The organism is Ruegeria sp. CDSC052, assembly GCF_059610685.1.
This window is the reverse complement of record NZ_JBXWOB010000012.1, coordinates 1-22,294: the sequence shown is the minus strand read 5'-3', so window position 1 is coordinate 22,294 and position 22,294 is coordinate 1. Positions and strand designations below refer to the sequence as shown.

The following is a 22,294-nucleotide window of genomic DNA, read 5'->3' as shown; positions in this document are numbered from 1 at the left end:
GGGGAATGCTTGGTCACTGAAACTAGGTGTCGGGTATGCCAAGGTCAAGGCGTCAGCGCACGGGTCAGCGCAGCTTTCACCAGATCGTGTGGCAGCCACATCAGCTGGGCTGTTCGGGTCCACAGAATTGCGGTTCTGACTTCGTGGTCCGGATAGATCTGCGACAATGAATCAGCATAGGCACCCATCTGCCGCAGCAGTCCTTCGGGGCAGGATGCTGCATTGTCTGGAACTGTCATATTAGATTTAAAATCAATTACTTGGACGTCCGTTTCAGTGACGATCAGCCGGTCAATGACACCATGGATACGCCGCCCGCCCAGATCGGCCGTTACCGGGACTTCGGCCAAGGTATCGGGGGCGAACACTGCCTTCAGGTGATCCGCCGTCAACACATTTTGCGCCTCGGCCAGCAATCCTTGCCGCTCGGCCTCACGCATATCGGGAAGAACCCGTGCGCAAAGCTGCGGCCAGTTCTCAGGAAGGACCCGCGGCAAATGCTCCAGCAGCAGGTGCAGGCGGGTGCCGCGCAGCTTGGCGGCCTCTTCATCCTGGCCCATGTCCCCGGGCAAGGCCTTGGCCCCGCCCAGATCAGACGGGCTGAGGGTTTCCGGCGCCGCATCAATGGCGGGGGCGGAATTCAGGAAGGTCGGCGGCAATTCGCTGTGGGCACGAACGGCACCTGTGTGTTCGATAAATTCCGGACCATGCCAATCTCCGTGCGACAAGCGCAGGATCTCACTGTTGGGCAGAGCTGTTGCCCCTGCCCGCGCCATAGCCGCCTGCACCAGTTGATACCAACTGGTTCCGTCCTTGCCGACATCCCCTGCCGCACCGACGATTAGCCACTTCTCTGCACGGGTCAGCGCCACGTATAACAGGCGCAACCGTTCATTCTCTTCCCGTTCGCGCGCTTCGGCTCGCGCCTGCGCGATCAGCGCCGGGGACGCGTCTGCCGGTACTTTCCATAGTGGCTTAGCATCCGTCACCATGATCTCGGCATCGCGCGGGGCTTGCCGTCTGCCGGTATCCGGCAGGATCACGATGGGGGCTTCCAACCCTTTCGATCCGTGCACGGTCATCACGCGGATCATGTTGCCGACACCGCTCATCTGCCGTTTGATCTCCAGATCGTCCGTCTGCATCCAGACTAAAAAACCTGTCAGGCTTGGAATGTCGGTGCGTTCATAGGCCAGCGCCTGTGACAACAGCGCGTTGATGCCGTCTTCGGCCTCGGGGCCCAGCCGACCCAGCAGCAGGCGCCTCCCGTGATGACGGGTCAGAATCCGCTCGATCAGGTCATATGGGCGCAGAAAGTCGATTTGGCTGCGTAGGTCATTCAGAATGGCTAGCGTCTCGGGAAACTCCTCGGCCCGATTTCGCAGCGCTGCCCAAAGGAATTGCTCTTGTCGCCGATGCGCCAGATCAAAAAGCTGCTGTTCTGACCATCCAAACAGAGGAGATTTCAGTACCGTGGCCAGCGACAAGCTGTCCTCGGGCGTGGCCAAAAAGCTCAGCAGAGCCGCCAGGTCCTTGACCGCAAGCTCGGCTCCGACCTTCAACCGGTCAGCCCCTGCAATCGGCAGTTCGGCAGCCTTGCAGGCGCGGATGATCTCAGCAAACAGGTCCGAGCGGCGCTGGACGAGGATCAGAAAATCCCCCGGCTGTACCTTTCGCCGGACGAAACTGCCCGGTACCTCGCCATCTTCGGGGATGGTTTCCCCCTGTTCGATCATATCCCTGATCGACTGTGCAACCTGCTCGGCCAGAACAACGGTATGGTGGCGCGCTCCAGGGCGGTCCACCGGGTCGGTCCATTCGGTATCTTCCTCGTCTTTGACTTTTTCGACCACCGGCCATAGGTCGACGCGCCCTGGCAGATCGGACTTGAAGGCGCGGTGCTGGCTTTCTTTGTGAAACCCGGCCTCGGCATGGTTTTCGAACAGAATATCGACCAGAGACAGAATGGCGCTGGAGGAGCGGAACGAGTATTCCAGCGTAGAATCCCACAGTTTAGAGCCTGATTCTTCCAGTTTCCGCCCAAATTCGGCCTGCATCCTGTCAAAGGCCTGAGGGTCGGCCCCCTGGAAGGAATAGATCGATTGTTTCTTGTCACCCACCACGAAAATAGTGCGCTCAATCCCGGACCGGGCCCCCTCCCCACTGGTGAATTCCTGCGCCAACTTTTCGACGACGTCCCATTGGTCCGGGCTGGTATCCTGGGCCTCATCCACAAGAATGTGGTCAATCCCGCCATCCAGCCGGTACAATACCCAAGACGCTACCGCCGGGTCGTTCAGTACGTTTCGGGCGCGCAAGATCAGGTCGTCAAAGTCCAGCCAGCCGCGCAGTTGTTTGCGCCGCTCATATTCCGGCAGAAAGGCCATTGCGAACCGATGAAGCGCCAGCGTTTTACGGGCTGCAACCAGTGCAAGCCGCTGTTCACGCGCGGCTTCAATGCGCAACATCAACGCCTCTAGCTGTGGCATCTGACCCGCCAGAACACCTTCGCGCAGGGGTTTGGTCGGGAAAGCGTTAATCTTGGCGGTAAACGGGTCCTTGGCCGCCTTTCCGGTCAGAAATACATCTTCAAGCACCGGCAGCGCACTGATATCGGCGCGGGTGAAGGCCGCAAGCCTGGTGGCTGCCTTGGCATTATTCCCACCGCTTTCGGTCAGTGCGGGCAAGACGCTGCGGACAAGTTCGACCTCGCCCCCCAAAAACACCTGACCCAGCAAGAGCTGTTCGTCAAAATCGGCAGGCAGATTGAATTGCTGCAAAACCTGCGACCAATCGACGGCCTGCGCAAACAGATTGCGCTTTTGCGTGATGGCGGCGGTCAGTTTGTCGAACCCTGTGTCAGTCACAAAACGGGCGACATCGCCGATCAGATTGGCCATCGGCCCTTGGGCAAAATCCTCGACGATTTCTTCGCGCAGCAAGGCGGCGGCCCGATCCTCCATCTCGGTGAATTGAGGGCTCACTCCGGCCTCAAGCGGGAAACGGCGCAGCAGCGAGGCGCAGAAAGAGTGGATGGTCTGAATTTTCAGCCCGCCGGGCGTTTCGATCGCACGGGCAAACAATGTGCGGGCCTGTGCCAGACGGTCCGGGTCAATCGCACCCTGAACGCCCAGATCGGTCAACTGCGCCAATAGCGGAGCATCCCCCAGCATGGCCCACTCACCGAGGCGTTTGAACAACCGGTTTTGCATCTCGCTGGCTGCAGCCTTGGTGTAAGTCAGGCAGAGGATGTGTTGCGGCTGCACCCCGTCCAGCAACAGCCGCGCCACCCGATCGGTCAGAACCCGCGTTTTGCCAGATCCCGCATTTGCCGCCAGCCAGGTCGAGGCATCGGGTCGTGCGGCCTGCACCTGCCGTTCGGTGGCGTCGTTGCGGGCGCTCATTTCAGGTCCTCGGGGGCACTGTTGCTGGTTCGGTCCCACTCACCGAAACGTGCCAGATGATCATAGTCCCCGATATCGGTATCCTTGTGCAGCATGCGGCGCGAGGTGAAGCCTTGGTCAGGCTCTAAATAGGAGGAAATCAGCTGTTTCAGCTCAGCCAGGACCTTGTCGACCGGCTCTTTGGTCAGAGGCGCGGGTATCTCTTTATAGGTGCCGCCCATGCCGACAAAAATTGCTTCGGCCACAGGCAACGGGTCAAACCCTTCGATCCCGCCCTGCTCGGCCATTGCGGCTTCGATCAGCAACTGTTTGTCAAACTTGGCCTGCTGGCTTTCGGTCGGGGGCGCACCGGTTTTATAGTCGACCAGCCGCAGCGCCCCGCGGCTGTTCAGGTCAATGCGGTCGGCGCGCCCGACTATGGTGAAATCCAGCGGACTGAGCGCCAGTTTCATCGCGGCCTCAAAAGCCACAGGCCCACCATCGCTGCGCCTGGTGGTCTCGGCCCGCAGGAAATCATCCGCAATCCGTTCCAGCCGCGCGAGCCATAATTTGCGCGCTGTAGGCCATGGGACATGCTGGACCAGCAGGCTTTCGGCGCGTTTCAGGAAGCTTTCGCGTGTCAGCAAGGCCGTGTCCAGCACGCTGTCCTTCACGAATTGCTCCAAAATTTCATGGATCACGATCCCGCGCAGCAGCGCATCCGGGGCCTGAACCAAAGGGTCCAGAGGTTTCAACCGCAGCACATGTTTGGCGTAGATCGCATAAGGATCACGGATCAGGCGCTTGATCTCGGTGACGCTCAGGCGGCGCGGGCGCGACCCGACCGGAGGGCGCGGAGATGGGCGCGGTGCCGCCTTGATTTCTGGAGCGTATTCAAGTTGTTCGGACCATCCCAGATATTGCCGCCCTCGGCCGCGCATTTCTGCAAGGGCGGTTTGGCCACCCTGTTCTGCTAGGCCGCTCAACAGGTTAGTCAACCGATTCAACCAGCGGGAAGGAACAGTTTCGGCATCGTCGGACCGGGTCGACCGGGTCAGCCAGACCTCGGGCGCGCCGATAGCCTGCTGGAAGTCATGTGCCGACAGGCCAATGCGCCGCTCTGGCAGCAACAGCCCGGCCTTATCGCGCATCTGCCGGTTCAACCAGGGATCGGGCGCGGGCGCCTCGGGCCAGCTGCCCTCGTTCAAACCGCCAAGGATTAGCAAATCGGCGCCCTGCACCCGGGCCTCGAGCGTGCCCCAGATCATGATCCGGGGGTGTGGCGCGTCGCGGTCGCGGACCTCTTCTCCGGCCAGCAAAGCACCCAGCAGATCGGCAAAGTCATGGGCGGTCATGGTGCCGCCATGCTGAGCCTCATTTCGCAGCTCGGTCACAACCGCCAGCGCCTTTTGACCGGCGTTCTTGTCCCATAGGGTGCCGGAATCGTCAGTGTGACCGGCGGCAATGGCCTGAGCCAACCCGCAGAGGCGATCAACCCAATCCGCCAGTGGCAACTCATCAGCAATTTGCTGGTCGCAGAAATGCTGCACCAACCAATGGACCCAGCCTTCGGGCATCTCTTTGCGGATGGCAAATGCCGTCAGGCTGGCGGCATCCGGAAATGGCGGCCCGTGGCGGCGCAGGTCCAGTTCCAGATCGCGGGCGTGCAACAGATGAGAGCCACGCTCGCCCCCGTCATGACAGAGCGGATGTTTCAGCAGGGTCAACAGCGCTTCGCCGTCCAATCGACGCGCGAACAGGGCCGCGACATGGCGCAGGAACCGTCCGGGTGGGGACAGCTGCAGCGGCAGGCCAGCACTGTCATCGGGCAGGATGTTCCACCGGTCCAGCGCAGCGCTGACCTGACGAGTCAGCATGCGGTCGGGGGTGATCAGAGCGGCGGTCTGGCCGGTTTCAGCCGCCTCTCGCAAGCGGAGTGCTATGGCCAGGGCCTCGGCCCGAGGGGACTGCGCCTCGACCAGGGTCAGGTCCTTGGTTGCACCATGCAGATCGGTCAGTTGCGGGCCTTCGGACATCCACGCATCCGTGATCGGGGCAGGGCGTAACGCAAGCGATATCAGTTTGTTACGGGCGGGTGAGGGTGGATTGTCCTGGGCCCAGGCTGTGATTTGATCCGGACTCAGCCCAAGCTGGTTCATGAGTTTTCGGAACCGGTATTGCGGGTGATCCTCAGAGGTTAACGCCGCATCCAGCTGAGCCCAGACCTGATCGGGCTGGTCAAAGTCAAAACCCGGCAGGATCAAAGCGCCTTGCGGCAGGCAGGCAACGGCTTGCATCAGCATCAGTGTCGTTCCCCGTGACCCCGTCGAGCCGGCAAGAATGACCGGGTGCTGAGGTGGATCCACTCGCCAATGTTTGATTAGGTTCTCGACCACGCGGCGCTGCCGGGCCTGCGTGTCCAGGATGTCGTCTTCTGTGTCGATGAACTGATCCGCAATCCCGATAAACGCCTGCGCGCGGGCCCAATGCCCGGACATGTCGGTGACATCCAGCCGCCGGATCGCTTCGGGTGAAACGCCTTCGCCCTGCATCTCATCTATCAATGTGGCCAGACTGTCTGACAGGTCAAACAAAGACGAGCGCGCCGCCAGATCCGGTTGTTGATCCAGCAGCTTCGAGACCAGCTGCGTCAATTCCAGCCGCCGTCGCAGGGGTGGGATTGCGGGTGGTATCTGCGCCAGATTCACGCTTTCACCCAGATCAGTCACCAGTGAAAGGCGCGGCAACAAACAGGCAGGGCCCTGGTCGAACAGCTCACGCACCCTGCGAGCCATACGCCGCGTGTTAACAACCAGCTCCACTCGGGCCAAAGCCTCGGGCGGAAGAGCGGCACAGCGATTTCTCAACCCCCGGACCAGCGTCTTTGGAAAATCCACACCCGGAGGTACGGCAAAGACGCGGGGCAGGGGTGAGGGGTCAAACATCCGCCAACAGGCCTTCAGCAAGGGCGATCCCTTCCGGATGGCCAACATCGCACCAGCGGCCGGGATAGGTTAGGGCAAACAGCCGGTCTTTCTTTTGCATCCGATCCCAAAGCAGGTTCAGCGAAAACACCTTGTCTGGAATTTCGACCAGCCCTTCCGTCTTCATGATCTGCGCGCCTCCGTAGATCAATCCGGGGCCGCGGGTAATCCGGCCCGTTTCATCAGCAGTAAAGTCTCCGGCGCCGGCATGACCAATCGCCTGCGCGGTCGGGATGCACATTAGCAATGCGTCCATCAAATCGGGGTTCCAGGCGGCCCGCAGCATTGTCAGCGGGTTCAGGCCGGACCAAATGGCATCTGAATTCAACGTGAACACTGAATCAGACCCTAATAAGGGCAAAGCTGCCCGTAATCCGCCCCCAGTATCCAGAATGTCGGGCTGTTCGTGTGAAACAAGTACGCCTTTCGGTGCCAAATGCGCCTCAAGCTGATCCGGCAGATAGTGCAGGTTGGCCACTTTGCGAACCGGCCCAAGCGCGTCAACCAAATCAAGCGCGTGGTCGATCAACGGGCGCCCGGCTACCTCGATCAGCGGCTTGGGGCGGTTCAGGGTCAGGGTGCCCATGCGGGTGCCGAACCCGGCTGCGAACAGCATGACGGCATTGGGGGGCCGGGTCATCTCTGTCTGAGCCTGTTCAGGTTTTCGGGTGTCGGCGCGGGCAGAGCCACGCGCAGCAGGTCGGCAACATTCACCAGCGCCGGGTGATCCAGATCCCGCATCAGATGGCCCCACGCAGCGGGGATCAAATCGACATAATGGGGTTTGCCATACTCGGTCGCAAGCCGTGTAAACACACCAAGAATCCGCAGATTTCGCTGGGCACCCAGCACAGCATAGGCACTGCGGAAATCATGATCGTTGACACCCGTAGCCGAGATATAGTGGCTGACCATCCGCATTTCCGTACCCGGCGTCACTTTGCGGCGCACATCCTGGAGCAAAGACACCAGATCATAGGCAGGATGGCCCAGCATGGCGGTCTGAAAATCCAGCAATCCAACGCGCTCAACCCCTTGGCGGTCAGGGAGCCAGATCAGGTTTTCCGCGTGGTAATCCCTTTGGACAACAACTTTGCTGCCGGATGTTTCTTGATGCAGGATATCAGCAAATCGGTGTTCGAACCGATCCTGTGCATCCCGGTCATATTCGCCAAGAACCCCTTGGGCGTATTTGGTGAAGGATAAGGCCGCCAGTTCGGTCATCAGTGCCGGGCCGTAAGATTGCAGCGACAGGGTCGGGGCCTCTTGCAACGTGATCAGGACATCTGTTGCCGCCTCGTATAATTCCCGCTCCATCTCGGGGTGTTTGACCAGAACCCGCGCGAACAGGTCATCGCCAAGGTCTTCCAGAAGAAGAAACCCATATTGCGTGTCTTCGGCGTAGATCTGTGGGGCACTTAGTCCGATAGATTGTAAATGCCGGGCCATCCGTACGAAGGCTTCGACCGGTTCCGCCTGGCCCGGTGGTGAATCCATCAGAACAGCGGACTTGCCCGTGACCGGGTCGGTTAGGCGCTCGTACCGGCGGTTCGAGGCATCCCCCGCCAAAGGCTCTCGGCGGGCCTTGGACCACGGCGTGTGTGAAATCAGAGCTTCGGCAAGGACGGCGCGGTTTGTCATTCGCTGACCTCCAGTTTTTGAGCCCATTTTTCGTCGGTCCATGTGAGGGTGATGTGGCGCATATCCAGCATGTCCGGGTCTGTTTCAAATGTCAGGGTCAGGGCAGAACCGGGTGTCAGCGGGCCCAGTTTCTCGGGCCACTCAATCAGGCAGATCGCTTGCTCCATCGCTTCGGCCAGCCCAAGCTCTTCGACTTCCTCCACCGCGCTAAGCCGGTATAGATCGCAGTGCCAAATCTCACCTTTACGGGTGTCATAGACCTGAACCAGCGTGAATGTGGGCGAGGGCACATCCTCGGGCCGGGTCATCAGTGACTGGATCAGACTGCGCGCGAAATGGGTCTTACCGGTTCCGATCTTACCCTGCAGCAGCAGGATGTCGCCCGGATGCAGAATTGCGCCCAGCCGACTGGCAAATTTGGTCGTATCTTCGGGCGAATTCAGGGTGATCCTGAGGGGTGGTAACGTCATGGCGCCACAATGGCCCCACGCTGGATTGGCTGCAACCCGGTTCAGGCGCTGATTTGCTGTATCTCGTGCTGTGGCAACGCATTGTGCGTGGCAAAGCGAATGATGGTGGCCCCGTTTTGCAATGGGCAGATGGTGCAGTTCAGATCGGTTCCGTTACGCATCTGGATTCTGGCTGACCACTCAGCCCGGCTGTCCCGCATTTCCACGAAATCCCGGATTTCACCCAAAATCGGAGTGGCCGTGCAATGTTTCTGCCAGTTGCGGGTCACGTCCAGAACCGTGTCGGGTTCAAATCCGGCACCATCGGCTTCACCCCATAATTTCTGATAGGCATAATTGGTGAAGGCCAAGGTACCGTCATCACCGAAAACGGCAACCGCGTCGGCCAGCTTATCCAGGATGGATTGCATCAAATCCATTTCCGCCCGAAAGCGGCGGGTCAACGTGATCTCGGCCGTGATATCTTCGAACAGAAAGGCCACCGCACCATCCGGGTGCGGGCGGCCGCTGACGGAATAGACCGAGCCGGATGGCAGCGACCATGTTTCCTGGTAATTTCCGTCTTCTGCTGCCTCCAGCAGATCGTTCATCTGATTACGCCAGCTGCGATAGTTCTTGGGTTCCGGCATCATGTGCTGATCGCGCAGGCGGTCAAAGAAACTGGACAGGTTGGGGCGGCAGCTCAGGAAATCCGGGGGCAGGGTGGTCAGGTCAATCAAGGCGGGGTTGAACAGGGCAAGCTGGCGATTTCTGTCAAAAATGGCCAAGCCGATGGACAGCTGTGCAAAGGTTTTGGTCATCGTCTGTACGAATTTTCGCTGCGCTGTCTCGGCGGCGACGATGGCGTTGATGTCCACAGCGTAGCATAGGCTGCCTTCCGGGTGGTCCACCATCGTCAGGTCAAACCAAAGCTTGTTTGCACTGTCTTCGGACGAAATGAATACACGGGTCTTGGCGCTGATACGCGCGTCATTTTCGGGCCCGGGAAAAAGAGGTGCAGTCAGGTCGGTATCGCCACCGCGCACTTTGCGGACAAGCGAGACATAGGCGGCGTTGCACCAGCGGATCTTGTTTTGATAATCCAGATGCCAGACCGGGTAGGGCGCCAGTTCCATCGCTAGGCGGATCGGATCGCTATTCTCGCGCAATACGGTTCTGGGGTAATCAGAGCTTTCCCGCAGCTGTACGCGTACGACCCCGTCGATCCATTCGCACAAAACGTCCCGCTCGACCGAACAATCAATGGCGGGGATGATAAGATTCCCTTCGTGCCTGACGCGTTCAGGGGTTTCAGGAAAGCCCGGAAAATCTCGCTGCAGCAGCCGACGCAGATCTGACCAGTCGCGCACAGCCTCAAACCCTTCCAGAGCGATGTCTGTGTGGCTGATCAGGCGGTCACCGTCGAACAGAAACACGACATTGAACAACGAGGCCGGCTCGGACAGGCCGAAATTGTCACTTGTCTGCTGACGACGGGGCAAAAGCCATTGAACCGCCAGACTGGCAGACACCACACTGATGACGGCCAATATGATCCAGTCGACCATGTGCTCTCCCGCGGTGAATTCACGGGTATAGCTATGGGTGGAAATGGTTAACGGGGTCTTAACTCAGACTTGGATATGCTGATTTACACCTGAAGGAACGGGGGTGTCGCCGGTCTGTGCATCCACAAGTTTTCGCGGCCAGGATACCCGGACGATGGCCCCTATACGTTCGGGATTGTCCGACAAGGTCTGATATGGATCAGAGCCATTGGCGAAGTCCAAATGCGCCCCGCTGCGTTCCAGTAGGGTTTTTGCGATGAACAGGCCCAGGCCCATACCTTCATATTCCGGCCGGGCCCGCTTTTCCGATTCTGCCCGCCGTCGGCGCATGAACGGATCCCCGATCCGGCCAATCATTTGCGAAGGATACCCGCGGCCGTCATCCATGATGTTGATCGTAATCCTTTCGGCTGTCCATTCCGCTTCGACCCAGACGTTACTGCGCGCGAAATCCACAGCATTCTGGATGAGGTTGCGCATTCCGTGGATGATCTCAGGTTTACGCAGGATCGAAGGCTGTTGAACATCGCCATCCCCGACCGGACCTTCGGCAAAGTGAACCTGCTTGCCGCGGTTGATATGTGGCTCGGCGGCCTCATGGATGACAGTGGACAGGGGGGCCTGTCTCAGGTGGAGGTCGTCTTTGCCAGCCCGCCCCATGTCACGCAGAATGTCGCGGCAACGATTGGCCTGTTCGCGGATCAAGGCGGCGTCTTCTTTCAGATCCGGGCGGTCGTCCAGCTCTTCAATCAGTTCGGCACTGGTCAGTTTGATTGTTGCCAGAGGTGTTCCAAGTTCGTGCGCGGCGGCAGCGACAACTCCACCAAGATCGGTCAGTTTCTGTTCACGTGCGAGGGCCATATGCGTGGCCGACAGCGCCTGAGACATCGACTGCACCTCAGAGCTTACGCGGTGGGAATAGGCCCCCAGGAAAACGATCGCGATAACGATGGCGGCCCAGTTTCCGAACAGAAGGATATCGGGGATCTCAAGATCCACACCGCCATCCGTGTGCAGGGGAAGGTGAAATTCGGCTAGCAGCGTGGTCAGAATGATGGCCACCGTACCGATGATCAGCGTAGAACGGGTGCTCATGACATTGGCCGAGATCGTCACAGGACCCACCAACAGCAAGGCGAACGGATTATTGAGGCCTCCGGTAAGGTACAGCAGGATGGTCAGCTGCAACAAATCGAACAACACCATCAGAAAGTTTTCGAACTCGGACAGGCGTTTGTTGCGTGGAAAGACAAGAATAGCCGTCAAGTTGCCCATGACCGAAATGCCGATGGCCAGATAGCACAGCGTCACATCCAACTGCACATCATAGGTCTGTTGCGCCACGGTGATTGCGGTGATCTGGCCAAAGATGGCCACCCAGCGCAGCAGGATCAGCGTCCGCAGGCGAATCCAGCTGCGTTCCTGACCAGGCCAAAAAGTGATGTTGGAATCTGCCATTGGTCCATTATGTCCTGTTGCATCGGCTGTTCATCTTGATAGGTGTCCCGGCCGGAACGATCAACAACTCCTCTATCGTCAGGTAAGATGCCATGGTCCGTCTATACGCTATCCTTGCAACAGTTGTTTTGGCCGTAGGTCTGGGGGCCATGTGGCTGCTGACGCGCGGCGCAGGCTCGGACGACAAATTCGCGCAGTGTCGGTCCAGCCAGATCGCAGGGGGTACGGCCACCATTGGCGGGCCCTTCGAACTGATCAACGGCAAGGGCGAGACTGTGACCGACAAACAGGTGATAACCGAACCTACGCTGGTCTACTTCGGCTATACCTTCTGTCCGGATGTTTGCCCCTTTGACATGTCCCGCAATGCCGAAGCGGTGGATATTCTGGCCGAACGCGGACAATCGGTGACGCCGCTGTTTATCTCGATCGACCCGGATCGCGATACACCCGAAGTTATGGCCGATTACGCCTTTAACCTTGGTGGTAAGACCATCGCCCTGACCGGCACGCCCGAGCAGGTCAAGGCCGCCAGCAAGGCCTATAAGACCTATTATAAGGCCCATGACAAAAGTGATGAGTACTATCTGGTTGATCACTCGACCTTTACTTATCTGGTCACACCCCAGGACGGGTTTATCGAATTTTTCGATCGCAATGACACAGCCGAGCAGATGGCTGACAAGGTGGGCTGCTTTCTGGACAAGATCTAGAACGCAACGGTCTGTTTGACCTTTGCAATGGCGCTGCTATTACTCATGTTTAAGCCAACGGCGTGAATTAGCGGAAAGAATAGAATATGGCGGACAGCTCTGACCTCGACATCGGCCCGGATAAATCGCTGTTATTGGTGGATGATGACGAACCGTTTCTGAGACGTCTGGCCAAGGCCATGGAAAAACGCGGGTTCGAGGTTGAAACCGCGGGCTCTGTCGCCGCTGGCCGCGCCATTTCCACAGCCCGCCCGCCTGCATATGCGGTTGTTGACCTGCGGTTGGAGGATGGCAACGGCCTGGATGTGGTCGAAGTGCTGCGCGAAAAGCGCCCCGACAGCCGGGTTGTGGTTCTGACCGGGTACGGCGCTATTGCCACCGCTGTGGCCGCAGTCAAGATTGGTGCCACCGACTATCTGTCGAAGCCCGCCGACGCCACCGACATCACCAACGCATTGCTGGCCAAGGGCGACGAACTGCCCCCGCCGCCGGAAAACCCAATGAGCGCGGATCGCGTGCGCTGGGAGCATATCCAGCGGGTCTATGAGCTGTGTGATCGCAACGTCAGTGAAACCGCGCGACGCCTGAACATGCACCGCCGGACATTGCAACGGATCTTGGCGAAGCGCAGCCCGCGATGAGATCGTGAGTATAGCTTGCGCATACCAGGCCAGAACTCATGAAGCCGGAAAACCGAATTGAGTCTCGACAGGCGGCTATCAAACATATGCTTTGTCGCGGCTGATGGACCGCCACCCCTGAAGACTTTAATTTAGTGTCTGTTAACCAATTTGTGTTGTCGTTAAGTTCAATAATTATATTTTCCGAACAAATAGTTGAGATGTATCGAAGTGTCGCCGCTCCCTAATACGCCATACGAAAGCCTCCGTATTTCCAACCCTGCCCTTAAAGCCATTGTCTCTGTTGTCACCTGGGCAGCAGAGAGATTTGGGTTTTGGGCGCGACCACGAAAGGGCGCTGCGGGTGAGCTTTCCGAAATGAACATTTTGGACAACCTGTACTGGGTCTATAAAAGTAAGAACCCCATTCAGCAGCCTGAAGCGGAGCTGGATCAGTCAGGCTTTATGACTAAAACGGCCGTACAACTTTCAACCGCTGACATCAGTGACACATCAAATTCGGTCACTCTGAGCTTTGCCGGGGACATTCTAAGAACCCACAGGGCCAGTGTCGCAAAAGATCAAGTATATGCTGAGATTGAAGATCTTTTGTTTCAGGATGATATTTTGGTCGCCAACTACGAGTCACCTGTAACGACACAGCCCTTGATTGATGAAGTGATCGGGGACGCTGGCCCGCCGATCGAATGTGCGTCGGAAGAACAGTTCGATGCTTTGACCAGCCATAACGAAAGGTTCATTGATGTTTTGAACCTTGCAAACAACCATATTCTCGACATGGGTGTTGAGGGGCTTGAGACGACTTTGAACGTCTTAAGTGACAGAAATATCATGCAAATCGGCGTGAATGAGAGTTTGGCAGAAGCCACAGCCGTCAAAACGATCGAACGAAAAGGGATAAAGTTCGGATTTGCGTCCTGCGCTTTTGGTACCAACGGCCACGCGCTTCCTGAAGGTCAAAAGCAGAGCATCAATATCGCCAAGCTGACTTCAAAACATCAAGCGCCGGACACCACCCTTCTAAAGACACAGATCTCGAACGCAAAAGCGGCTGGCTGTGATCTGGTTATTGGGATTATTCATTGGGGTCATGAGTTCGAGCTGTTCCCGCGCCGAGCGCAGCAAGAGGCCGCACAGGATTTGGCCGAATTCGGAGCTGATCTTATCGTCTGCCACCACCCCCATGTCCCTCAGCCAATACAGCTGTATCGCACACAGACCGGAGATCGGACGGTGCCAATCGCCTATTCCCTAGGAAGTCTGCTGTGGGGTTTCGCCGATAGAGACATTGCCAGCAGTACGATTATGCAGATTGAAGTACAGAAGACTGAGGGCAAGGCCGAAATAACAAATCTGAAGGCGACGCCAGTGCGTTGGCATGCCCATGAGATGGACGGTAACGTCTTTCAGAAGGTGGCGCGATCAGAAGGCTGATAGTGGTCAGGGCCCAATCTCGGCCATCAATGCCGAATGTCTATGCGTATAGGCACATCTTACTTCAACGGGTGGCCGCAATTTGATCTGCAGCCCTTCCATAATAACCCTGTCCGGGCGGCCGAAGAATTTTGTCGCCTCGGCCTCGGAAAAGCCCGCGATCTGGGTGGCTTCCATCCAGGCGCTGATCTTGTCGGCCTTTTTGATTTGCCGTTTAACCGTTTTAGGCACCGCAGCGGGCAGGCCAAACCGGATGTGGATCGCCGCAGCCAGCCGGTCATCCAGTGCGCCATAGTCGGGACCGACAGCGGATTTGACCGGAGAGATCATATCTCCGATCACGTATTCCGGCGCATCGTGTAACAGGGCCGCCAGCCGCCATTTGACCGGTGCCTTGGGGGCAATACGACCAAAAAGCTCTTCGACCAGCAGCGAATGCTCGGCCACCGAATAGGCGAAATCGCCATGTGTCTGCCCGTTCCAGCGGGCCACAAAGGCCAGCCCATGCGCGATATCCTCAATTTCGATATCCACCGGTGTTGGGTCCAGCAGGTCCAGCCTGCGCCCGGACAGCATTCTTTGCCATGCGCGGGGTTGTGTTGCCATTCTGCCATGCCTTGTGAAGTGGGACACATTAAATTCGCATTTTTGTGGTAAGCTGTACCTGTCAAGATCACCAGCTGCCAACTTTTTCTTGAGCAATCGTGCTTTGAACAAGCGCGCGGTGATACCGACATTTGTACCGAGGGGGGCGCATGCTCCTCCCGGTGTGCCCCTCTCGGACGTAACTCGTATCGAAAGGAGCTTGCTATGTTCAAGCGTTTGTTAGGAATTGCTCTGGCCTTTGGTATGGCCGCCACTGCACCGCCTGCCTTTGCCCAGCAAAGCTGTGCGTTGCGTGATCAACTGATTTCAACGCTACAGGACAATTATTCCGAGGAATTGGCCTTTGGTGGATTGCAAAAATCCCGTGGCTCGCAATCGGTGATGGAGGTCTGGACCTCTCAGGAAACGGGTAGCTATACCGTTTTGGTGACACGTCCGAACGGCATCAGTTGCATTGTCGCCGTTGGGACCGACTTTTTCCAAGCGATCCCCAAAATCAAGGTAGAGGGCATACCAAGTTGATTTTGGCGGCTTAAAACCCCGTTTCCGGCCATCTGCGTTGCCACGTCCCAAAAGGGATGCTAGGGCAACCCGGATTGAATTATACCGGAATGGAGCACCTGATGGCCGGGGACTATATCGTCAAAGACATTTCGCTGGCCGGGTTTGGCCGCAAAGAACTGGATATTGCAGAGACCGAGATGCCGGGCCTGATGGCCCTGCGCGCGGAATACGGTAACGCAAAGCCCCTGAAGGGCGCGCGTATTGTTGGGTCGCTGCACATGACCATCCAGACAGCCGTTCTGATCGAAACACTTGTGGCGCTGGGCGCGGATGTGCGTTGGGCGTCGTGCAACATCTTCTCAACCCAGGACCACGCAGCGGCGGCGATTGCCGAAGCCGGAATTCCGGTGTTCGCCATCAAGGGCCAGACGCTGGTAGAGCATTGGGATTATCTGGACAAATCCTTCCTGTTCACCGACGGCCCCAACATGATCCTGGACGATGGCGGCGATGCGACGCTGTATATCCTGCTGGGCGCCCGCGCCGAAGCGGGCGAAGACATTATCCCCGTACCGGGCTCGGAAGAGGAAGAGGTGATCAAAAAGCAGATCGCCAAGCGGATGGCCGCGTCCCCGGGTTGGTTCACCAAGATGCGCGACCAGATCCAGGGCGTGTCCGAAGAAACCACGACCGGTGTGAACCGCCTGTATCAGCTGGTGAAAGACGGCCAACTGCCGTTCCCAGCGATCAACGTCAACGACAGTGTCACCAAGTCGAAGTTCGACAACAAATATGGCTGTAAGGAATCGCTGGTCGACGGTATCCGCCGCGCCACCGACACTATGATGGCTGGTAAAGTTGCCGTGGTCTGTGGCTATGGTGACGTGGGCAAAGGCTCGGCCGCGTCGCTGCGCGGTGCCGGTGCCCGTGTGAAAGTGACCGAAGTTGATCCGATCTGCGCCCTGCAGGCCGCGATGGACGGGTTCGAGGTTACGCTGCTGGAAGACGAAGTTGACAGCGCGGATATCTTCATCACCACGACCGGCAACAAGGACGTGATCCGCATCGAGCATATGCGCGCGATGAAGGACATGGCCATCGTCGGCAACATTGGTCACTTTGACAACGAAATTCAAGTGGCTAGCCTGAAGAACCACAAATGGACCAACATCAAGGAACAGGTGGACATGATCGAGATGCCCTCGGGCAATCGTCTGATCCTGCTGTCCGAAGGCCGCCTGCTGAACCTGGGCAACGCCACCGGTCATCCGTCTTTTGTGATGTCGGCTTCGTTCACCAATCAGGTGTTGGCCCAGATTGAGCTGTTCACCAAAGGCGATCAGTACGAAAACAAGGTCTACATCCTGCCTAAACATCTGGACGAGAAGGTTGCACGCCTGCATCTGGACCGTATCGGCGTGAAGCTGACGCAGATGGACAGCGAACAGGCATCGTATATCGGTGTGAATCCGGAAGGCCCCTATAAGCCTGAACATTACCGCTATTGATTGCGGGTCAGGCATGACCAAACCTTCTGGACGCCGTCGGATATTGCATCTGGCGGCGTCTTTCGTTTTCTCAGCACTCGCCTTGGTGGTTTTGATGGGTGGGGGTGGCTACTGGCTTTTGTCCCACCCGCAATCACCGGTTCCGGACCACTGGAACCCTTTGCGAGATCTGACCATTACGGCTCGGGTCACGCCGGTCACACCTGTGCAAATGCGACGAGCTTTGGCCGATGAAACGCAGTGCAGGGCCGCATTGGCCGGGGCGGGGGTAAGCTTTTCCCTGGTCGAGGATCTGATTGTCGACGAGAAATGCGGAATAGCCGGGCGCGGGGTTCTCTCGGGCTTAACCACGGCCAGCGTCAATGGCGTCGAGACCCGTTGTGCCACGGCTCTGCTATTGGCCATGTGGGAACACCATGTGGTCCAACCCGCCGCGCGCGAGATGTTGGGCAGCAGGGTGCGCAGCTTGCGCCACCTGGGCAGCTATAACTGCCGTCGCATGCGCACCGCGCAGGGAAAGGACAGCGGTTGGAGCAGTCATGCCACCGCTGATGCCATCGATATTGTCGGGGTCGAGTTGGCAGATGGGCGAAGCCTGAGCCTGCTGTCGGACTGGACAACACTCGGACCCGAAGCAGATTTTCTACACCGGATTGGCCGGGGTGCATGCGAATGGTTTCGGGTGGTACTTGGCCCAAACTACAACCGGCTGCATGCGGACCACTTTCATCTTCAGGGACCGGGTTGGGGATATTGCAGATAACCACCGGTTGGTTAGCAGGTGCCATGTCGGCACGCTGGACTGGTTTCAACATTCTCCCGCTGCGCCCTGAATCCAAACCACCTGACCCTTACAGAAGGCCAGAATCAGGCATTGTGGTACGCGGAGTCTATCTGTGCTGCCATAATTTCGCTTACGGGGAATGACCTGAAATTTTCCCTTTGTGTAAACAGAACAACTGAATAACCTTCCGACACCTGTTCATAGGCGCATTGAAAATCGCAGCCAAAGCTGCTCAACGGGAGAAATATTCATGGGAAAACGCGACGAACTGATCGCCAAATACGCAGATGATCTGAAAAACAAATGCGGGATGGACCCCGACATGGACCTCTTGACCAAGGTCACAATCGGATGTGGTCCGGCGATTTATGACGCCGACGCGTCGACCGTGGCAGCAACTCAGTCAGGTGAAATTGAGACCGTCAAGAATAACTTCCTGATCAAGAAGCTGGGGCTTTCCGACGGTCCCGAGCTGATAGAGGCGATTAACAAAGCGCTGGAAACCTATGGCATGTCCGAGCGCAACAAGTATCGTGCTGTCGTTTACTATATGCTGACCAAGCATTTCGGCAAAGAGTCGGTCTATAGCTAAATCCGGGTTTCGACCAATCAGCGCCCGCCCGATCTGTGGCGGGCGTTTCCAATTTTAGGTACTTGTTGTTTGTGCCAAACCTGCCAAATGGGCTAGTGTCAGTTTGTGACCAGGACGGTCAGAACCGAAATTCTATACGCGTGTGGTGAGTCGGGAGCACGCGGGGTAGGGAAGGTTCTGCATCTGTCAGGACCTTCCCTCTGATCAATCCGCTTTCGTCTGCCCCAGATCGCAAATCACTTGCCATTCGGCATCGCTGACCGGTTGCACGGACAGGCGGGAGTTTTTGACTAAAACCATCTCGCCCAGACGTTCGTCCATTTTGATCTGATCCAGCGTGACCGGGATGGTGAACGGGCGCACGGCTTTGATATCCACACATTCCCAACGCTCATCCTCGGTGGTGCTGTCTGGATGGGCTTCGGCGCAAACCTCAACAATGCCGACAATCGCCTTGTCTTTTTGCGAATGATAGAAAAAACCACGGTCGCTCACGGCCATCTGCCGCATGAAATTGCGTGCCTGATAGTTGCGCACCCCATCCCATTCTTCGCCCTCTGCGCCCTTGGCGACTTGCTGGTCCCAACTCCAGGTCGAGGGTTCGGATTTGAACAGCCAATAAGCCATCAGCCGACCACCTTTTTCCAGACGATCAGATCAACTGACTGGAACAGTCCTGCATTGGCATAGGGATCATTGTCGGCCCAGTTTTGCGCCGCCGTCATATCCTCGACCTCGAGGATGATCAGTGATCCGATCATCGCATCGCCTTCCAGAAGGGGTCCGGCCTGGGCAACAACACCGGTTTCTTCGATATAGGCCAGATGGGCGGAACGGTTATCCAGCCGGGTTTGCAGCGCGTCGGGTTTATCCTTGGCGATAAGGGCGATCAGCATGTTATTCCTCCTTCAGGGGTCGGTTCAGCAGCCAGCGCATGGCTTCACCAACGCTGCATTTTCCGGTGCTTATTTCTGAAACGATTGTGCTTATGGGCATGTCCAGGTCTTCGGCCTTGGCAATTTTGGCCAAAGCCTTGGCCGTGGCAACACCTTCGACGGTTGTGTTTGTGTCAAAAGCATCCTGGCGCCCAAGCGACAGGCCAAATCGATAGTTCCGGGACAGTTCGGAACAGCAGGTCAGTACCAGATCACCCATACCCGACAGGCCCATCAATGTTTCAGGGCGGGCCCCGCGCATCAGCGCAAAGCGCTGCATCTCGGCAAAGCCCCGCGTCATAAGGGCGGCACGGGCGCTTTCGCCCATGCCTTCGCCAATGCAGGCCCCGCACCCGATGGCCATGACGTTTTTCAAGGCCCCACCAAGTTCGGCGCCGATAGTATCCGCGGTGCGATAGAGGCGCAGATTTGTGGTGCTCAATTCATGCTGCAGGTCACGGCCAATCGCATCATCCGCACAAGCGAGGGTCAATGCGGTGGGAAGGCCGCGCGCGATGTCGTTCGCAAAGCTTGGCCCGGTCAACAGCGCAGCGCGCGCCTCTGGGACGGTTTCACGGATAACGGAAACCGGCCCAAGGCCCGAGGTCAGCTCTATCCCTTTGCAGCAGGCGACCAGCGTTTTATCTCTGAGGGTAGCGGAATGCGCACACAACGCGCTCCGCAATTTCTGCATCGGCACGGACAGGAGGATGATTTCGCTTTCTGCCGCCAGATCAGCGTCCGAAGTAACCGTAATCGCCTTGGGCAAAGGTGCATTCGGCAGGCGCGCGCTGTTTACGCGATGGTTCTGCATCATCTGGGCCTGTTCCGGATCCCGAGCCCATAGCGTGACGGGGCCTTTCCCGGCCAGCGAAATCGCCAGAGCTGTTCCAAACGCTCCGGACCCCAGAACCGACACGCTCATGCTTTGGCTCCTTTTTTGCCGCTGCCCAACATGGCCGGGCTGGTTTCATCCAGAGGCCAACGCGGACGCGCGGTCAGGGTCAGATCATCGCGGGCACCAGTGCGGAAACGTTCAATTCCGGCATAGGCGATCATGGCGGCATTGTCGGTGCACAGGGCTAACGGAGGGGCGGTAAATCGGGCACCTTTTTCGACGCAGATAGACTCTAACACGGTACGAATGGCCGTATTTGCCGCAACGCCGCCCGCAACAGACACAACCGCCTCCGCAGGGCCTTCCAATAGGTAAAGGTCGATTGCGCGGCGGGTTTTCTCGGCCAAAGTGTCCACGATGGCCTGTTGGAACCCGGCGCAAAGATCGGCGCGGTCCTGTCGCGTCAGGCCACCTTTTTCAGCCACGATCTGGTCGCGCATTCGCATCAGCGCGGTCTTGAGCCCGGAAAAGGACAAATCGCAGCCCGGACGGTCCAGCAGTGGCCGCGGAAACCGGAACCGCTTGGGATCGCCCGTGCGGGCTTCGACCTCGACCGAGGGGCCACCGGGTTGCGGTAGGCCTAGCAGGCGGGCTGTCTTGTCAAAGGCCTCTCCCGGGGCATCGTCGATGGTGCCGCCGAGACGGGTGAACTGCTCGGGCCCATGGGCAATCAGATATTGGCAGTGCCCGCCCGAGACCAGCAGCATCAGGTAGGGAAACGCGATCCCGTCCGTCAGGCGTGGCGTCAGCGCGTGACCGGCCAGATGGTTGACTCCGATCAATGGCAGGCCCGTGGCGGCACTGATCCCTTTGGCGCACATGACGCCCGACATAACCCCCCCAATCAGGCCGGGACCGGCGGTTACGGCAATAGCGTCCATGTCGGCAAGGCCCAGACCCGCGGCCTCTAACGCCTGAATCACACAGATATCCAGCTTTTCCGCATGCGCGCGGGCGGCAATTTCAGGGACCACGCCACCAAATGCGCTGTGCAATTCGGTCTGGCCATAGACAACCGAGGACAGCACCTCGGCGGCTGTATCATCGGATTGGCGCACGACTGCGGCGGCCGTGTCATCACAGCTGCTTTCCAACCCGAGGACAGTAAGTGTTTGCACCATTGGCCTGATCCGTTACACCTTGGTTGCCAAGCGGGGTATCACCCTGCGCGGATGCAAACAATCCCAAGGCCGAAGGCGCCAACTGTTGTATTTGTTGATGACCCGCCCGCGCGCTGCGTCTGAAAGGTTCGTCGCGCAGTTGCCAACCCGCATCAGAAGCCGGGTAGAGGTTATCCATTCGCCGATTCTGGAAATCAAACCTTTGGCGGTGCAAGTGCATGCGGATGAAGCAAAGGGGCTGATCTTTACTTCGGCCAACGCCGTTAATGCGGCGACGTCTTTAGATGTATCTCGAAAGATGCCGGCCTTTTGTGTGGGTCCTGTTACCACCGGAACGGCCAAAGGCGCTGGCTGGGATGCCCGGATGGTGGGTGCTACCGCCGAAGAGCTGATTGCAAACCTGCTAAAGCACCGGCCCCAAAGCCCGCTGCTTCATCTTCGGGGGGAGCACAGCCGGGGTAACATTGCTGAACGGTTGACCGAATCCGGTCTGGCTGTGCGTGAACAACCTGTCTATAAACAGCACTTGTTACCGCTCACAGATCGGGCAGGCGCCGTTGCTGAGGGCAATGAACCGGTGATTGCCCCCATATTTTCACCCAGAACAGCGCGACAATTTGCCGACATCTGGGTGGGTTCGGCACCACTTTGGCTGGCTGCAATCAGCGAGGCCACGGCTGAACCCCTTTATTCCTTGGATTATGTCCGCCTGAAGATTGCCAAAGAGCCGACACCGAAGAAAATGCGGAAAGCCGTTAAAAAGCTTGTGAAACATGCGATGCGGGTTGAGGGCGGCGAGGCCACAGATTAACTTAGTCTGGTTAGTTGTTCAGGTTGTTTTGGATTCGAAAAGGGGAACATTGCGGTGGCTGGTAAGAAGAAAACCGATCAAAAGCCGGAAGATGACCCTAAGGCTGACGCAGTCGAGGACATTGTCCAGACCCCGGATGAGGCACCTGTTGACGATGCTGACCCCGTAGAAGAAACGCGTTCCGAAGCCGAAGCCGAAGCCGAAGCCGAAGCCGAAGCCGAAGCCGAAGCCGAAGCCGAAGCCGAAGCCGAAGCCGAAGCCGAA

20 protein-coding genes and 1 pseudogene are annotated in these 22,294 nt (G+C 58.0%); 9 read left to right on the top strand and 12 right to left on the bottom strand.

What is annotated here, in order from left to right; genetic code table 11:
* Positions 1–44 precede the first annotated feature (44 nt).
* The 7 genes from addA to regB all read right to left on the bottom strand — a co-directional run bounded on the left by addA (position 45) and on the right by regB (position 11,483).
* Positions 45–3,404 carry a double-strand break repair helicase AddA gene (addA, locus tag AC2FIM_RS16305; protein ID WP_496678637.1) on the bottom strand — a complete coding sequence of 1,120 codons (3,360 nt, stop codon included), beginning with the start codon at positions 3,402–3,404 and terminating at the stop codon, positions 45–47.
* Positions 3,401–6,328 carry a double-strand break repair protein AddB gene (gene addB, locus AC2FIM_RS16300; protein ID WP_496678695.1) on the bottom strand — a complete coding sequence of 976 codons (2,928 nt, stop codon included), beginning with the start codon at positions 6,326–6,328 and terminating at the stop codon, positions 3,401–3,403. Before addB ends, addA begins: the two co-directional genes overlap by 4 nt.
* The gene (locus AC2FIM_RS16295; protein ID WP_271950645.1) at positions 6,321–7,007 is read right to left on the bottom strand and encodes a nucleotidyltransferase family protein; all 687 of its coding nucleotides are present in this window, start codon (positions 7,005–7,007) and stop codon (positions 6,321–6,323) included. The genes addB and AC2FIM_RS16295 overlap by 8 nt, the downstream gene beginning before the upstream one ends.
* Positions 7,004–8,008: an aminoglycoside phosphotransferase family protein gene (locus AC2FIM_RS16290; protein ID WP_496678635.1), complete on the bottom strand. Its 1,005-nt coding sequence runs from the start codon at positions 8,006–8,008 to the stop codon at positions 7,004–7,006. Before AC2FIM_RS16290 ends, AC2FIM_RS16295 begins: the two co-directional genes overlap by 4 nt.
* Complete coding sequence (gene tsaE / locus AC2FIM_RS16285) at positions 8,005–8,478, bottom strand: tRNA (adenosine(37)-N6)-threonylcarbamoyltransferase complex ATPase subunit type 1 TsaE (RefSeq protein WP_271950649.1); 474 nt, start codon at positions 8,476–8,478, stop codon at positions 8,005–8,007. Before tsaE ends, AC2FIM_RS16290 begins: the two co-directional genes overlap by 4 nt.
* Before the next feature lie 41 nt (positions 8,479–8,519).
* A complete protein-coding gene (locus AC2FIM_RS16280; RefSeq protein ID WP_271950651.1) occupies positions 8,520–10,025 on the bottom strand; it encodes a PAS-domain containing protein in 1,506 nt (501 codons plus the stop codon).
* Between the two features lie 63 nt (positions 10,026–10,088).
* The gene (gene regB, locus AC2FIM_RS16275) at positions 10,089–11,483 is read right to left on the bottom strand and encodes a sensor histidine kinase RegB (RefSeq protein ID WP_142637465.1); all 1,395 of its coding nucleotides are present in this window, start codon (positions 11,481–11,483) and stop codon (positions 10,089–10,091) included.
* 92 nt (positions 11,484–11,575) lie between these two features.
* Between regB and AC2FIM_RS16270 the strand changes: the two genes are divergently transcribed.
* The 3 genes from AC2FIM_RS16270 to AC2FIM_RS16260 all read left to right on the top strand — a co-directional run bounded on the left by AC2FIM_RS16270 (position 11,576) and on the right by AC2FIM_RS16260 (position 14,271).
* Positions 11,576–12,196 (top strand): SCO family protein, encoded by a 621-nt coding sequence (locus AC2FIM_RS16270; RefSeq protein ID WP_142637468.1) that lies wholly within the window; start codon positions 11,576–11,578, stop codon positions 12,194–12,196.
* Positions 12,197–12,282: 86 nt separating this feature from the next.
* Positions 12,283–12,837, top strand: coding sequence for an ActR/PrrA/RegA family redox response regulator transcription factor (locus AC2FIM_RS16265; protein WP_142637470.1), 555 nt, complete (start codon positions 12,283–12,285; stop codon positions 12,835–12,837).
* A 195-nt stretch (positions 12,838–13,032) separates the two neighbouring features.
* Positions 13,033–14,271, top strand: coding sequence for a CapA family protein (locus tag AC2FIM_RS16260; protein WP_271950657.1), 1,239 nt, complete (start codon positions 13,033–13,035; stop codon positions 14,269–14,271).
* Positions 14,272–14,277: 6 nt separating this feature from the next.
* Here the strand turns inward: AC2FIM_RS16260 and AC2FIM_RS16255 are convergent, their stop codons facing one another.
* Positions 14,278–14,877 (bottom strand): HD domain-containing protein, encoded by a 600-nt coding sequence (locus AC2FIM_RS16255; RefSeq protein ID WP_271950659.1) that lies wholly within the window; start codon positions 14,875–14,877, stop codon positions 14,278–14,280.
* 204 nt (positions 14,878–15,081) lie between these two features.
* On the opposite strand from AC2FIM_RS16255, the gene AC2FIM_RS16250 reads away from it, so the two are divergent.
* The 4 genes from AC2FIM_RS16250 to AC2FIM_RS16235 all read left to right on the top strand — a co-directional run bounded on the left by AC2FIM_RS16250 (position 15,082) and on the right by AC2FIM_RS16235 (position 18,265).
* Positions 15,082–15,399, top strand: coding sequence for a hypothetical protein (locus AC2FIM_RS16250; protein WP_142637476.1), 318 nt, complete (start codon positions 15,082–15,084; stop codon positions 15,397–15,399).
* A 101-nt stretch (positions 15,400–15,500) separates the two neighbouring features.
* Positions 15,501–16,889 (top strand): adenosylhomocysteinase, encoded by a 1,389-nt coding sequence (gene ahcY, locus AC2FIM_RS16245; protein WP_271950718.1) that lies wholly within the window; start codon positions 15,501–15,503, stop codon positions 16,887–16,889.
* A gap of 13 nt (positions 16,890–16,902) precedes the next feature.
* Positions 16,903–17,652, top strand: coding sequence for an extensin-like domain-containing protein (locus AC2FIM_RS16240; protein WP_496678629.1), 750 nt, complete (start codon positions 16,903–16,905; stop codon positions 17,650–17,652).
* A 271-nt stretch (positions 17,653–17,923) separates the two neighbouring features.
* Complete coding sequence (locus AC2FIM_RS16235) at positions 17,924–18,265, top strand: DUF2853 family protein (RefSeq protein WP_271950663.1); 342 nt, start codon at positions 17,924–17,926, stop codon at positions 18,263–18,265.
* A gap of 204 nt (positions 18,266–18,469) precedes the next feature.
* On the opposite strand, the gene AC2FIM_RS16230 is transcribed toward AC2FIM_RS16235, so the two are convergent.
* The 4 genes from AC2FIM_RS16230 to tsaD are packed head-to-tail and all read right to left on the bottom strand — an operon-like array spanning position 18,470 to position 21,219.
* Positions 18,470–18,892 (bottom strand): EVE domain-containing protein, encoded by a 423-nt coding sequence (locus AC2FIM_RS16230; protein ID WP_271950664.1) that lies wholly within the window; start codon positions 18,890–18,892, stop codon positions 18,470–18,472.
* Positions 18,892–19,161, bottom strand: a complete 270-nt coding sequence (locus tag AC2FIM_RS16225; RefSeq protein ID WP_142637484.1) for a YciI family protein — start codon at positions 19,159–19,161, stop codon at positions 18,892–18,894. Before AC2FIM_RS16225 ends, AC2FIM_RS16230 begins: the two co-directional genes overlap by 1 nt.
* Before the next feature lies 1 nt (position 19,162).
* Positions 19,163–20,125, bottom strand: coding sequence for an NAD(P)H-dependent glycerol-3-phosphate dehydrogenase (locus tag AC2FIM_RS16220; RefSeq protein ID WP_142637486.1), 963 nt, complete (start codon positions 20,123–20,125; stop codon positions 19,163–19,165).
* A complete protein-coding gene (gene tsaD / locus AC2FIM_RS16215) occupies positions 20,122–21,219 on the bottom strand; it encodes a tRNA (adenosine(37)-N6)-threonylcarbamoyltransferase complex transferase subunit TsaD (protein WP_271950666.1) in 1,098 nt (365 codons plus the stop codon). Before tsaD ends, AC2FIM_RS16220 begins: the two co-directional genes overlap by 4 nt.
* Before the next feature lie 97 nt (positions 21,220–21,316).
* Between tsaD and AC2FIM_RS16210 the strand changes: the two genes are divergently transcribed.
* Both AC2FIM_RS16210 and AC2FIM_RS16205 read left to right on the top strand, forming a co-directional pair.
* Entirely contained in the window at positions 21,317–22,030 is a 714-nt protein-coding gene (locus tag AC2FIM_RS16210) for a uroporphyrinogen-III synthase (protein WP_271950668.1), read from the top strand.
* Positions 22,031–22,084: 54 nt separating this feature from the next.
* Positions 22,085–22,294 (top strand): annotated as a pseudogene (locus AC2FIM_RS16205) (hypothetical protein); the annotation flags it as partial.

Excerpts from the sequence above, each read along its gene's own strand:
- addA (WP_496678637.1), bottom strand. The coding sequence starts at position 3,404 with ATGAGCGCCCGCAACGACGCCACCGAACGGCAGGTGCAGGCCGCACGA.
- addB (WP_496678695.1), bottom strand. The coding sequence starts at position 6,328 with ATGTTTGACCCCTCACCCCTGCCCCGCGTCTTTGCCGTACCTCCGGGT.
- AC2FIM_RS16295 (WP_271950645.1), bottom strand. The coding sequence starts at position 7,007 with ATGACCCGGCCCCCCAATGCCGTCATGCTGTTCGCAGCCGGGTTCGGC.
- AC2FIM_RS16290 (WP_496678635.1), bottom strand. The coding sequence starts at position 8,008 with ATGACAAACCGCGCCGTCCTTGCCGAAGCTCTGATTTCACACACGCCG.
- tsaE (WP_271950649.1), bottom strand. The coding sequence starts at position 8,478 with ATGACGTTACCACCCCTCAGGATCACCCTGAATTCGCCCGAAGATACG.
- AC2FIM_RS16280 (WP_271950651.1), bottom strand. The coding sequence starts at position 10,025 with ATGGTCGACTGGATCATATTGGCCGTCATCAGTGTGGTGTCTGCCAGT.
- regB (WP_142637465.1), bottom strand. The coding sequence starts at position 11,483 with ATGGCAGATTCCAACATCACTTTTTGGCCTGGTCAGGAACGCAGCTGG.
- AC2FIM_RS16270 (WP_142637468.1), top strand. The coding sequence starts at position 11,576 with ATGGTCCGTCTATACGCTATCCTTGCAACAGTTGTTTTGGCCGTAGGT.
- AC2FIM_RS16265 (WP_142637470.1), top strand. The coding sequence starts at position 12,283 with ATGGCGGACAGCTCTGACCTCGACATCGGCCCGGATAAATCGCTGTTA.
- AC2FIM_RS16255 (WP_271950659.1), bottom strand. The coding sequence starts at position 14,877 with ATGGCAACACAACCCCGCGCATGGCAAAGAATGCTGTCCGGGCGCAGG.
- AC2FIM_RS16250 (WP_142637476.1), top strand. The coding sequence starts at position 15,082 with ATGTTCAAGCGTTTGTTAGGAATTGCTCTGGCCTTTGGTATGGCCGCC.
- ahcY (WP_271950718.1), top strand. The coding sequence starts at position 15,501 with ATGGCCGGGGACTATATCGTCAAAGACATTTCGCTGGCCGGGTTTGGC.
- AC2FIM_RS16240 (WP_496678629.1), top strand. The coding sequence starts at position 16,903 with ATGACCAAACCTTCTGGACGCCGTCGGATATTGCATCTGGCGGCGTCT.
- AC2FIM_RS16235 (WP_271950663.1), top strand. The coding sequence starts at position 17,924 with ATGGGAAAACGCGACGAACTGATCGCCAAATACGCAGATGATCTGAAA.
- AC2FIM_RS16230 (WP_271950664.1), bottom strand. The coding sequence starts at position 18,892 with ATGGCTTATTGGCTGTTCAAATCCGAACCCTCGACCTGGAGTTGGGAC.
- AC2FIM_RS16225 (WP_142637484.1), bottom strand. The coding sequence starts at position 19,161 with ATGCTGATCGCCCTTATCGCCAAGGATAAACCCGACGCGCTGCAAACC.
- AC2FIM_RS16220 (WP_142637486.1), bottom strand. The coding sequence starts at position 20,125 with ATGAGCGTGTCGGTTCTGGGGTCCGGAGCGTTTGGAACAGCTCTGGCG.
- tsaD (WP_271950666.1), bottom strand. The coding sequence starts at position 21,219 with ATGGTGCAAACACTTACTGTCCTCGGGTTGGAAAGCAGCTGTGATGAC.
- AC2FIM_RS16210 (WP_271950668.1), top strand. The coding sequence starts at position 21,317 with ATGACCCGCCCGCGCGCTGCGTCTGAAAGGTTCGTCGCGCAGTTGCCA.